Below are 12477 nucleotides of genomic sequence, written 5' to 3'. Positions count from 1 at the left end.
CAGAAACGAAAAGTGCGCCGGCGGGTTGCCCAAACGGTGCGGGGTGCGGGGGCCCCCCCCGGGGCCCCCGCGGCCACGGAGCCGAGGAGGCCTCCATGACTGATCAGAGCGCTCTGCCGGGCCAGACCCAGGTCGTCGGCGCCGCCGTGCGGCTGAGCGGAGAAGGACCGCTGGACGGTGCGCCGGAGGGCGCCCCGGACGACGTCCCGTTCCTGCCGCGAGGACCCGAGCCGCAGCAGCGGCGGGTGCGCCGGTTCCGCGCCGCGCGGTGGGTGATGCTCGGCTTCATCGCGCCGGCCATGGTCATCTACCTGCTGATGGTCATCGTGCCCTCGCTGCAGTCCCTGCAGCTGAGCTTCACGAACTGGGACGGCATCAGCCCCGACTACGACTACGTCGGCGGCCGCAACTATGAAGAGATCCTCGTCAGCGGCCGGTTCTGGAACGCGGTCAAGAACACGCTCATCCTCGGGCTCGGCTCGGCCGTCATCATCAACGCCATCTCGCTCGCCGTCGCTCTCATGCTCGACAAGGTCGGCCGGTGGCAGGGCCTGTTCCGCACCGCCGTGTACCTGCCGTCCCTCGTGAGCGCGTTCATCCTCGCGACGATCTGGAAGTACCTGCTCAACTACAACTTCGGTGCCGTGAACATGTTCCTGCGCGACATCGGACTGCCGGACTGGGCTCGCGACTGGCTCGGCGACAGCTCGATCGTCGTGTGGGTCATCCTGTTCATCACGTGCTTCACGCTCGGCGGCAACACCACCCTGATCTACCTCGCCAACCTGCAGTCGGTGCCGCAGGACCTCATCGAGGCCGCCCGCATCGACGGGGCGAACAGCCGGCAGGTGTTCCGGCACGTGACATGGCCGATGCTCGCCGGTGCGGTCACCGTCAACATGACCCTCGCGATGATCGCGGGGTGGACGATCTTCGACCAGGTCATGGTCCTCACCTCGGGAGGTCCCGGGTTCGTCAGCGAGACGATGGCGTTCTTCATCTACAAGGTCGGCTTCGGCGAGTACCGCGCGGGGTTCGGCAGCGCTGCGGCGATCGTGCTGTTCCTCGTCGTGATCGTGAGCACGGTGGCGGCCAACGCCTACATGCGCAAGAGGGAGATCCAGGCATGAGCACCGAGACCGAACTGCTCGTCGCCCCGGGCGAGAAGCGACAGAAGCCGCGCCGCGACCGCACCCGCAAGAAGCTCACCCCCGGCCAGATCGTCGTCATGGTCGTGCTCGCGGTGCTCGTGCTGATCGTCGCGAGCCCGGTGCTGTACGCCCTACTCAACTCGTTCCGGTCGTACTCCGAGATCACGATGGACCCGATGGGGCTTCCCACCGAGTTCACGCTCGACAACTACATCCAGCTGTTCCAGCAGACCGACTACGGCGAAGCGCTCGTGAACACCCTCATCATCACGGTCGCCACGGTCGTGCTCCTCGTCGCCATCGTGCCGATGGCCGCGTACGGCATCGAGCGCGTCGGCGGCCGCACGTCGCGATGGATCTACGTCCTCTTCATCGCCGGCCTCATGATCCCGTTCCAGGTGCGGATGATCCCGCTCGTCAAGGGCTTCGATGACGTCGGCCTCTACAGCACCCTGACGAGCGTGATCCTGGTGCACCTCGGCGGTGCGGCGAGCTTCGGCATCCTTCTCTACTGCAGCTTCATCAAGGGCATCCCGATCGAGGTCGAGGAGGCGGCCTCGATCGACGGGGCCGGCAAGTTCCGCACCTTCTGGTCGATCGTCTTCCCGATGCTGCTGCCGGTCACCTCGGCGTTCGTCATCATCCAGGCGCTCGGGCTGTGGAACGACTTCTTCATCCCGCTGGTGTTCCTCGACTCGTCGTCGGCGGGAACGATCAACGTCGCGATCAACCGCATGGTGGGTCTGCTCACGTCGCAGTGGCAGCTGATCTACACCGGCGCGATCCTGGCGATCATCCCGTCCGTCGCGATCTTCGCCGCGTTCCAGCGCTACTTCATCAAGGGCATGTCCGTCGGGGCGGTGAAGGGATGACCGCCGCGCCCACCCCTTCCCGTCCCGTAGGCGGGTTCGCACGCCTGCGTGCCGTGCTCGCGCTCGACGGTGCCGTCGCCCAGCTGATGCTGGCCGTGTTCCAGTACTTCGTGGTGTCGGTCTCGTTCGCGGCATGCCTCGTCCCCGCCGTCGTGTTCTCGCTGCTGATCGGGTGGCAGCCCACGCATCTCTCGCTGTGGCTGGGCGCGCTGTCGCTGCTCCCTCTCGTTCCCGCCGTGTACGCGCTGCTGCGCAGCTCGCGAAGACTGCTCGCCGAGCGGGTGGACGGGGGCGCCGGCCGCGAGTTCTGGCGTTCGTTCGCGCGAGGGGCACGGAATCTCGCGTGGGCCGCGATCGCGCTGAGCGCCCTCGTGCTGCTGCTCGGCTACGACCTCGCCCTCTTCGGCGGCTCCGACGCGATGCTGCTGTTCGCCGCGGCCGCGGCCGCAATCGTGCTCGCGCTCGTGATCGCCGTGTGTGCGGTCGCGGCCGTGCGCGGCGGCGGGTCGCCGGTGGAGCTGCTCACCGCCGCCACCAAGGCGATCGCCCGGCGCCCGCACGTCGCCCTGAGCTGGCTGCTGATGCTCGGCCTCGGGGTCGCGCTCGCGGCTCTGCCCGTCATCGGGGCGCCGTTCGCCCTGTTCCTTCCCGCCCTCCTCGGTGTCGGCATCCACATCTGCAACGACGCCCTGCGCTTTTCCTGAACGACGAGACGAGACGGACTCCGTGACCGAGATCTCCCACCAAACGACCGCCGACCGGCACCCCGCCGCGGGTCCGGTCGAGACCCCGCCGACGACCGTGCGCGCCCGCATCGGGCAGTTCGAGCTGACGTGGACCGCCGACTCTCCGGTGGCGCTGCGCTCCGTGGCGACGGCGCATCTCGGCAGCGCCGCGATCGGGCTGGTCGAGATCTTCACCTCGGGCGAGCAGCGTGGCCGCACCAGCCAGGCCTATTGGCGGTCGTCGGTGGGCGAACGACTGCGCGTGCAGGACGGCTCGCCGCGGGTCGTCTCGGATGCCCTTCAGACCCGCGCCGTCATCGACCAGCGCGACCCGGTCAGCGGCCTCGAGGTGCGCACGACGCTCACGACGCCGGCGGGAACCGCTGCGGTGCGCGTCGAGAACGAGGTGCGCAATGCCGGGTCCGCGCCGGTCGTCGTGACGGCGGTGTCGTCGGCCACCGTCGGGTTCGGCACTTCGCAGGCCGATCTCGCCGGATTCGTGCTCGGCAGCGCCGAGAGCGAATGGCTCGCCGAGAACCGCTGGCACGAGACGCCGGTGCGAGAGCTCCTTCCCGACATCTCACTCGCGCTCCACGGCCAGGACGGCCGCGGTCACTTCGCCCTCACGAGCCACGGCGCGTGGTCGAGCGGCGAGCACGTGCCCGTCGGCTACCTCGTGCGAACGACGACGGATGCCACGGCCGACCCGGCCTCGAACGGGCACGCCGGCGCGGCCGAGGCCTTGGCCTGGCAGGTCGAGACCAGCGCCGGCTGGCACGTCGACCTCTGTCAGACCCGATCCGGCGGCGTGCTGTCGCTGCTCGGACCGACCGATCTCGAGCATCACTTCGCCGCCGAGCTGCTGCCGGGTGAGACCTTCACCGCCGTGCCGGTCGCGCTCGCGGCATCCGCTCACGGACGCGACGACGCGATCGCGCACCTCACCCGCTACCGGCGCTGGCTGCGCGGCACCGCCCAGGCGCAGGACCTGCCGGTCGTCTACAACGACTTCATGAACACCCTCATGGGCCAGCCGACGACCGAGGCCCTGCTGCCGCTGGTGCGGCGGGCCGCGGAGGCGGGCGCCGAGGTGTTCTGCATCGACGCCGGCTGGTTCGCCGACCCCGAGGCCGGCGACTGGTGGTCGACCGTGGGGGAGTGGCGCGAGGCCGCCGCCCGCTTCCGCGGCGGCCTGCGCGGCGTGACGGACGAGATCCGCCTCGCCGGAATGGTGCCGGGTCTGTGGCTCGAGCCCGAGGTCGTCGGCATCGACAGCCCGGCCGCAGCGGCCCTGCCCGACGAGGCCTTCTTCCAGCGGTTCGGCCGGCGCGTGCGCGAGGACCGCCGCTACCACCTCGACCTGCGGCATCCGGCTGCCCGTGCCCATCTCGATGCCACCGTCGACCACCTCGTCGAGGAGTACGGCATCGGCTACCTGAAGCTGGACTACAACATCAACCCCGGTGCCGGCACCGAGCGCAACGCCACCTCGGCGGGCGAGGGGCTGCTGGCCCACACCCGCGCGTTCCGCGACTGGCTGCTGCGGGTGCAGGAGCGGCATCCGTCGCTGCGCATCGAGAACTGCAGCTCGGGCGCCATGCGGGCCGACTACTCGCTGCTCGCCGTCACGCACCTGCAGTCCACCAGCGACCAGCAGGACTTCACGCTGTACCCGCCGATCGCGGCGTCGGCGCCGGTGTCGATCCTGCCCGAGCAGTGCGGCAACTGGGCCTATCCGGCGCGGACGATGAGCGACGATGAGACGGTGTTCACGCTCGTCACGGGCCTCAGCGGCAGGCTGTACCTGTCGGGCTTCCTCGACGACCTGCGCCCCGAACAGCGCGCGCGCATGGCCGAGGCTGTCACGCTGCACAAGGGGCTGCGCGGTGCGCTCGCACACGCGACGCCGTTCTGGCCGCTCGGGCTCCCCGCGTGGGACGACGACGTCGTGTGCCTCGGCCTGCGCGGAGCAGACGACGACCTGATCTTCGTATGGGATCGGGATGCCGCATCCCGCGTCTTCACGATCCCCGGCGCTGCAGGCGCCGAGGCGATCTTCCCGGCGGGCGACACGGCGTGGGAGCTCTCGGCCGCCGGCGACGCCCTGACGATCGCGGCCCCGGCCGGAATCGGCGCCCGAGTGCTGCGGGTGCCCCGTGGCTGAGCGCGGGGTGATCCGGCCCGGGCATGTGTTCGTCGACGATCGCGGTCGCACGGCGCAGCTGCACGGCATCGGCCTGCAGCGGGTGGGCGGGCGCTGGCTGGCGTGGGGCGAGGACAAGACCGCCGGCGACCGGTTCACCGCGGTCGCCTGCTACTCGTCGGCCGACCTCGCGCAGTGGACGTTCGAGGGCGACGCGCTCGTCGCCGGCGACGGCGACATCGGGCCGGACCGCATCGTCGAGCGACCCAAGGCGCTGCAGCGCCCGGACGGGACGTGGGTGATGCTCCTGCACATCGACACCGCGGACTACGCGTTCGCGCGCGTCGGATACGCGGTCGCGGACCGACCCGAGGGCCCTTACGCCTACGTCGGCAGCGAGCGCCCGCTCGGCAACATCAGCCGGGACATCGGGGTCTTCCAGGAGGACGGCGTCGGCTACCTGCTGTCGGAGGACCGCGACCACGGCCTGCACATCTACCGCCTGCGCGACGACTACCTGGCCGTCGAGTCCGTCGTCGCGACGCTTCGTCAGCAGGCGAACCCGGCCATCGGCTACGAGTCGCCGACCCTCGTGCGTCACGAGGGCACGTACTACCTCTTCGGTTCGGACCTCACCGGGTGGAGCATGAACGACAACATGTACACGAGCGCTCCGGCTCTGACCGGACCGTGGGCGGACTGGCAGCCCATGGCCCCCGCCGGCACGCGCACCTACGAGTCGCAGGTGAGCGTCGTCGCGCCGGTCGGCGACGGATACGTCTACGTCGGCGACCGCTGGACGCCCGAGCTGCTGGCCGAGTCGCCGGCGGTGTGGCTGCCGCTGCGGATCGAGGACGGCCGCGTGCGGCTCGAATGGCGTGACGAATGGCGCACCGACGAGCTCGGCGTGGAACCTCTGCGCTCGTTGAGCGAGGAGCGCGGCGATGAGACGAAACGCCCGGGACGCGGTGACGACAGCCGTGCAGGGCGCTTCGTCTCGCTCCTTCCTCGCCCGCTCAACGACCGGGATGCGCCGGAGCCGGGCGCATGAGGGCCGCGTTCGCGATGGCGCCGGCGCTCGTGCCGTTCGTGTTCGGCGAATCGGAGCGCGCCCGGCTGCTGCAGCTGATCGAGATCGACCCCGCCGTGACCTCGCTCGCGGCGATCGCCGAGCCGGCCGACGTCGAGCTCCTGATCGCGGGATGGGGACTCGCGCCCGTTGCGCCCGGCGACCTCGACCCGTTCACCGCGCTGCGGGCCGTCGTGCACTGGGGCGGCGGAATCGGTCCGCTCGACGCGGCGGCCGCGAGCCGCGGCATCCGGATCTCCACCGCCCGCGCCGCCAACGCGATCCCGGTCGCGGAGTTCACCCAGGCGATGATCACGCTCGCCGCGAAGGACGCGTTCTGGGCGTCCCGGCAGTACTGCGCCGAGCAGCGGTTCATCGACCGCGAGGCCGAGCTGCCGCGCACCGGGCTGTACGGCGCCACGGTGGGCATCGTCGGCGCGTCGACCATCGGCACGCTCGTCGCCGAGAAGCTCGCCGGCAGCGATGTGCGCGTGCTGCTGTACGACCCGTACGCCACCGCCGAGACCGCGCAGCGGCTGGGTGCGGAGCTGGTCGGCGAGCTGGCCGAGCTCGCGCGGCGCTGCGACATCCTGTCGGTCCACGCGCCCGAGATGCCCGCGACCCGGGGCATGATCTCGCGCGACGTGCTCGCGGCGATGCCCGACGGGGCCACGCTCATCAACACCGCGCGCGGTGCGCTCATCGACCAGGACGCCCTCGTCGCCGAGCTGCAGCGCGGACGACTGCGGGCGATCCTCGACGTCACAGATCCCGAAGTGCTGGCGCCGGGCCATCCCCTGTACTCCCTGCCCAACGTGTTCCTCACGCCGCACCTCGCCGGCTCGACCGGCAACGAGCTGCGCCGGCTGGGACAAGCGGCGCTCGCCGAGGTCGAGCGGTTCGTCGAGGGCCGCCCTTTCGCGAACCCGGCGCCGTGAGCGCGGTGGTGCTGTGCCGGTGATCCGCAACCCCATCCTGCGCGGGTTCAACCCCGACCCGTCGATCCTGCGCGTCGGCGACGACTACTACATCGCGACGAGCACGTTCGAGTACCACCCGGCCGTGCGGCTCCACCACTCGACCGACCTGGTGCACTGGACCACCATCGGCCACGCGCTCGACCTCGACCTGCGCGGCGTGCCCGACTCGGGCGGCGTGTGGGCGCCGAGCCTGTCGCACGCCGACGGCCTGTTCTGGCTCGCGTACTCGATCGTGCGCACGATGGACGGCGACGACAAGGACATCGACAACTACCTCGTGACAGCCCCGAGCATCACCGGTCCGTGGAGCGAGCCCGTACACCTCGGATCGCGCGGCTTCGACTTCTCGTTCTTCCACGACACCGACGGCACGCACTGGATCGTGGGGGTGCAGTGGGACCATCGTCCCGAGCACGCGTCCTTCTCGGGGCTGGTCCTCGAGCAGTACCTGCCCGACGAGCGGCGGACCACCGGCGAGGCCGCCGTCATCTACCGCGAGGACGGCCTGGTCGAAGGACCGAACCTCTACCGCATCGGCGACTGGTACCACCTGCTCATCGCCGCCGGCGGCACCGGCTGGAACCACGGGATCACCGCCGCGAGGTCGCGTCACCTCCTTGGCCCCTATGAGCGCGACCCGCAGGAAGCGGTGCTGACGACGCGGGACGCGCCCGGGCATCCGCTGCAGAAGGCCGGTCACGGTGAGCTGGTCCAGACGCCGGACGGGCATTGGGTGCTCGCGCATCTGGCGAGCCGGCCGACCCTCCACCTCGGCGAGCGGTACAGCACGCTCGGCCGCGAGACCTGTCTGCAGCGGGTCGAGTTCGACGGCGACGGCTGGCTGCGGCTCGTGGGCGGCGGGCATCACGCGCACGTCGAGGTGCGGGTGGGCGCCCCGGACGGGGGAACGGATGCCGCGGCGGGCATGCGCGAGTGGACCGAGGAGTTCGACGCGCCGCGCCTGGACGACCGGCGCTGGTCGACCCTGCGCGCCGCGCTGCCTTCGCCGGTCGCCGATCTCGCGGCGCGGCCCGGATGGCTGCGCCTGCGCGGCGGACATTCGCCCGGATCGGTCTTCGACCAATCGATGATCCTGACCCGCGCCGAGGAGCATCGCACGGAGTTCGAGGTGCTGCTCGACGCCGAGCCAGGCACCGTGCGCGAAGCTGCCGGGCTCATCGCCTGGTACGACCGTGCCGGCTGGATCTGGCTGCAGGTGGGCTTCGACCCCGAGCACGGACGCCATGCGCGCGTGGTGCGACGCGACGGCTCCGCGACCGCCCGATCCTCGCCGATCGCGGTGCCGCCCGGGCCGCTGCGGCTGCGCGCCTCGCTCGACGGTCCAGCTCTGATCTTCGCCGTCTCGGGCGCAGAGGGGGAGTGGATGCCGGTGCCCGGTGTCCATCCCGCGTGGACGCTGTCGGACGACCACGGCCCGCCCCTGCGCTTCACGGGGCTGTTCTTCGGCGTGCGGGCCGACGACCTCGACAGCCGCGGCTGGACGGTGGATGTCGAGCGCGCAAGCCTGCGCTCGACGCCGGCGGCGGCATCCTGAATCTTCCCCTTGACGGTTCGGCGCGAGCACGCCATCGTGAGTGGCAAACGCTATCCACCTCTCTCCCCGATCGTTCACCCGCCGTCGAAGCCGACGGCGCAGACCCAGAAGAGGATCGATGAAGATCGCACGACGACGCCGAATCCGCCCGCTCATCGCGGCCCTCACCGCGGGGGCGCTCGCCCTCACAGGTGCGGTGGCCATCACCCCCGCCGCCGCCGCGGAAGAGATCCCCGCACCGCCCGAGATCGTCCGCACGGTCAGCGACGCCGGGTTCCAGCATCCGGGGATCGGCTTCACCGCCGACCACCTCGAGAACATGCGCACGCAGGTGCTCGCGGGAGTCGACCCGTGGGCGAGCTACTACGACGCGATGACGCAGACGCGCTACGCGGCGCCCGGCTTCCGCGCGGAGCTCGCGCGGCCCGGCACGGATACGCCGACGAACGACGCGTATGCGAACGCCGGAATGCGCTCGATGGCCCTGCGCGACAGCCTGGGTGCCATGGCGCAGGCGCTCGAGTACGTCGTGACCGGTGACGAGCGCCACCGGGCGAACGCGCTCCACGTGCTGCGGACCTGGAGCAGCCTGGATCCCGCGAAGTACGCGTACTTCGGCGACGCGCACATCCACACCGGCGTGCCGCTGTACCACATGGTCATCGCCGCCGAGATCCTGCGCGGCACCGAGCCGGTGAACACCGAGCTCGACGGCTATGACCTGCGATGGACCGATGCGGACCAGCAGCGCATCGAAGACAACCTCGTGCGCCCGGTGATGGACACATTCCTGTTCTCGCCGAACCGGCTGTGGAACCAGCACCTCTACGGTGTGATCGGCATGGTGGCCGCGGCCGTCTTCCTCGACGACGCCGAGCTGTATGCCGAGCGCGTCGAGTGGTTCACGGTCAACGCCGGATACGAGAGCGAGCACGACCTCTACGGCGGCGACGTCAACGGCGCGCTCGCCTCGATCTTCCGCGAGATCCCCGCCGATGACCCGCGCAACACGACCGGCACCTCGTTCGTGCAGCACATGGAGATGCTGCGCGACCAGGCGCACGGCCAGGGGGACGTCGACATCCTGATCGCTCTCGCCCGCATCGTCGACAACCAGGGAACGAAGATCGATCCCGTGCACGGCACCGTGTCCGATGCCGCAGACGCCGTCTCGCCGTATCACTTCCTCGACAACCGCATCCTGGCCGGCGCCGACACCTTCTACGCCTTCATGATGGGCAAGGAGATCCCTTACGTCGCCGCGAACGAGGGCGGCGCGATCTCGCAGGCCTACCGCGGCCGGCTGCAGGACCCGCTCAGCGAGCTGTACCTCCAGTACCGCTACGTCGCCGGTGTCGACGTCGAAGCCGAAGCGCCGCACGTCGCCCAGCTGTACGAGGACCGCGACGGGCCGCTGTACTACTACGGCACCGGCATCCAGAACTTCTGGAACGACCGCGGATCGGACTTCACCGGCGCCGAGTACTGGGTCGCCTTCCCGGAGGAGCTCGCCGGCGACGAAGGCACGGTGGCGCCGCTCGCGGAGAGCGCCGAGCTGTCGGTCGGCACGTTCGGCACGCCGCTGGGCGACGGTGCGGTGCGCGATGCCGATGACAGCGCCGAGTTCATCCGCCTCGATGCCGCCGCCGACGACGCGTGGCTCTCGGAACGGCGCGCCATCTGGTCGGACCGCACCAAGACGTCGCTCGTCGGGGTCAAGGTGCGCAGCGACGGCGCCGCGCGCCTCGAGGTCGCTCGCACGACGATCGAGGCGCCGTTCGCCGAGATCGTAGTGCCCGACACCGGCGGGGAGTGGCGATACGTCTGGCTCGACCTGCATCTCGACAAGACTCCGGGCGCCGTGGGAGACAACATCCTGTTCCTTCGTGCAACCGGATCGGACGCGCACGTCGACGTCGCCTCGGTGCTCGCGCAGGCGAACGGCGTGCTGACACCGCCCATGTTCGCCGACGCTCCTGCGATCGATGCCGTGCTGGTGGCGGGTGAGCCGTGGACGCGAGCGTTCGCGGCCACGGATGCCGCGGGCGATGTGCAGCTGTCGTTGCAAGGCGCACCGACCGGTGCCGTGCTGTCGGGTGCGTCGGTGAGCTTGACTCCGGAGCGGCCGGGTGCGCACGAGATGCTCGTGGTCGCGTCGGATGGCACCGCGGTCACCGGGCTGCCGGTCTCGCTGACGGTCGCGGCGACGCGTGCCGCTGCGATCGGCACGCTGCAGGATCGCATCGAGGGCGAACGCGAGATGTACACGACGGCCAGCTGGCAGCGCGTGGCTGGGCTGCGCGCCGAGATCAAGAAGGCTCGAAGCACCGCGGATGCCGCGGAGTTCGCCGGCCTGCTGGCGCAGCTGGGCACGGCGATCGCCGAGCTCGAGCCGCTCACGCCGCTTCTGGCCGATGGATCGCTCGACTTCACCGGAATCGTGAGCGCCCCCGGACTCAGCACGGCGCAGCTGCGCGCGATCGCCGACGGCGACAACCAGACGCACTGGGGCGACCAGCGCGTGAGCAGCGTCGTGTTCGACTTCGGTCCAGGCTTCCGGGTCAGCGCGGACGCGTTCGGGTTCCAGGCGCGCGACACGTTCTCGAACCGCTCGGCGGGCACGAACGTGTACGGCTCCGACGACCTGGTGACGTGGACGCTGCTCACCGAGCGCCCGAACGCGGGTGAGGACGCGTCGATCGAGTGGGTCGCCACGCGCGAGGAGACACGCGACCAGCGGTTCCGCTTCCTGAAGCTGCAGGTCGATGAGCCCGGCGTCCCCTCCGATCCGACATTCCCGGGTATCTGGTGCCTCGCCGACGTCCGCATCGACGGAGTCCGCACCGAAGCGGTGGGCTCGATAGACTCCGTCGTGATGTCGTCGCCCGACGCGGTCGCCGGCCGCGTGGTCGCCGGTGACCGGGTCGAGCTGCGGATGACGGGGCCTGCCGAGAACTCCGCGATCGCGGTGACCGTGCTCGGTGAGCCGGCGCAGATCACCTCGCCCGCGCCGGGCGAATGGGTCGCGACGGCAGTGATCCCGACGGGTGCGCCGGCGGGTGGCGGGGTCGGGTTCGTGCTCACGTTCACCACGCCCGAGGGGCGGACGGCCGACCCGGTCGCGGCGACGACCGACGGCTCGAAGCTGTTCCTCTCGAGCGACGCGGGCCTGATCGACGACGCGTTCCGCGCCGCCCAGGTGCTGCGCCCGGACGGCGTCGTCGACAACGCCTGGACGCAGTACACCGCGAAGATGTTCGACGGCGACCCTGCCAGCCACTCCGACACCCGCCTGAACTCGGGCGTGTACGGAAACGTGTGGGACTTCGGCGAAGGGGCCGCGGTGTCGCTGACAGGCGCCGAGCTCCTCGTGCGCCAGGACGGATACGGCACCTCGCGCATCGCCGACATGCGGCTGGAGGGCTCGAACGACCGGCAGACGTGGACGCGGCTGACTCCGGCCGCTCCCGCCAAAGTCCTCGAGTGGCAGCGATGGACGGTCGCTGAGCAGAGCGCGTACCGCTACATCCGGCTCGTGAACGGCCAGATCCTGAACGTCGCCGAGCTGCGCGTCTTCGGCACGGTCGGCTGACGCTCCACCGAGCGCCTCGAGCCGCCGTATCGACGGTGGCTCGGGGCGTTCGGCCGTGCAGCATGCTGCTGACCTCAGCGGGTTGCCGGATCCGGAAACCGGACTATGCGTGACTTTCCGGATGCTGGGCGCCGCGGCATCCGGAAACCCGACGGATCTCCGGTTTCCGGATCGTCGTGGTGGCAGATGACGCACGGCTCCGCGGTGATTTGAGACTTGAGACTCCCAGTACATAGAGTGAAGGCCGGCGTGTGCGCGAGGGGGTTCCGTGCACGTCGATCGCCGGAACTTCGGGAGTCTCGGCGGCCTGAGTGGTGGCGGGGGCGGGGGGGCCCGCACCCCCCCCCAACCCCCCCCCGGGGGGGGGGGATAGGGGGGTGCCGCAACCCC

General features: G+C 70.6%; 8 protein-coding genes. All 8 read left to right on the top strand.

The genetic code is table 11. The features are described 5' to 3' along the window. Window positions 1–95 precede the first annotated feature (95 nt). Window positions 96–1130: a carbohydrate ABC transporter permease gene (locus HF576_RS10565; protein WP_168912807.1), complete on the top strand. Its 1035-nt coding sequence runs from the start codon at window positions 96–98 to the stop codon at window positions 1128–1130. Further along, window positions 1127–2023 (top strand): carbohydrate ABC transporter permease, encoded by an 897-nt coding sequence (locus HF576_RS10560; protein WP_240948858.1) that lies wholly within the window; start codon window positions 1127–1129, stop codon window positions 2021–2023. The genes HF576_RS10565 and HF576_RS10560 overlap by 4 nt, the downstream gene beginning before the upstream one ends. After that, window positions 2020–2727 (top strand): hypothetical protein, encoded by a 708-nt coding sequence (locus HF576_RS10555; RefSeq protein ID WP_168912806.1) that lies wholly within the window; start codon window positions 2020–2022, stop codon window positions 2725–2727. Before HF576_RS10560 ends, HF576_RS10555 begins: the two co-directional genes overlap by 4 nt. A gap of 22 nt (window positions 2728–2749) precedes the next feature. Beyond that, complete coding sequence (locus tag HF576_RS10550; RefSeq protein ID WP_343234240.1) at window positions 2750–4912, top strand: alpha-galactosidase; 2163 nt, start codon at window positions 2750–2752, stop codon at window positions 4910–4912. Next, a complete protein-coding gene (locus HF576_RS10545; protein ID WP_343234239.1) occupies window positions 4905–5942 on the top strand; it encodes a family 43 glycosylhydrolase in 1038 nt (345 codons plus the stop codon). The genes HF576_RS10550 and HF576_RS10545 overlap by 8 nt, the downstream gene beginning before the upstream one ends. After that, complete coding sequence (locus HF576_RS10540) at window positions 5939–6898, top strand: hydroxyacid dehydrogenase (RefSeq protein WP_168912805.1); 960 nt, start codon at window positions 5939–5941, stop codon at window positions 6896–6898. Before HF576_RS10545 ends, HF576_RS10540 begins: the two co-directional genes overlap by 4 nt. Before the next feature lie 19 nt (window positions 6899–6917). Beyond that, window positions 6918–8495 carry a glycoside hydrolase family 43 protein gene (locus tag HF576_RS20765; protein WP_343234238.1) on the top strand — a complete coding sequence of 526 codons (1578 nt, stop codon included), beginning with the start codon at window positions 6918–6920 and terminating at the stop codon, window positions 8493–8495. Between the two features lie 118 nt (window positions 8496–8613). Further along, a complete protein-coding gene (locus tag HF576_RS10530; protein WP_168912803.1) occupies window positions 8614–12087 on the top strand; it encodes an alginate lyase family protein in 3474 nt (1157 codons plus the stop codon). Window positions 12088–12477: the final 390 nt, after the last annotated feature.

This window comes from Microbacterium salsuginis (assembly GCF_012524205.1).
Classification (GTDB): Bacteria; Actinomycetota; Actinomycetes; order Actinomycetales; family Microbacteriaceae; genus Microbacterium; species Microbacterium salsuginis.
Note: the sequence above shows the minus strand (reverse complement) of the source record. Positions and strands in the feature narration are given on the sequence as shown.

Excerpts from the sequence above, each read along its gene's own strand:
- HF576_RS10565 (WP_168912807.1), top strand. The coding sequence starts at position 96 with ATGACTGATCAGAGCGCTCTGCCGGGCCAGACCCAGGTCGTCGGCGCC.
- HF576_RS10555 (WP_168912806.1), top strand. The coding sequence starts at position 2,020 with ATGACCGCCGCGCCCACCCCTTCCCGTCCCGTAGGCGGGTTCGCACGC.
- HF576_RS10560 (WP_240948858.1), top strand. The coding sequence starts at position 1,127 with ATGAGCACCGAGACCGAACTGCTCGTCGCCCCGGGCGAGAAGCGACAG.
- HF576_RS10530 (WP_168912803.1), top strand. The coding sequence starts at position 8,614 with ATGAAGATCGCACGACGACGCCGAATCCGCCCGCTCATCGCGGCCCTC.
- HF576_RS10540 (WP_168912805.1), top strand. The coding sequence starts at position 5,939 with ATGAGGGCCGCGTTCGCGATGGCGCCGGCGCTCGTGCCGTTCGTGTTC.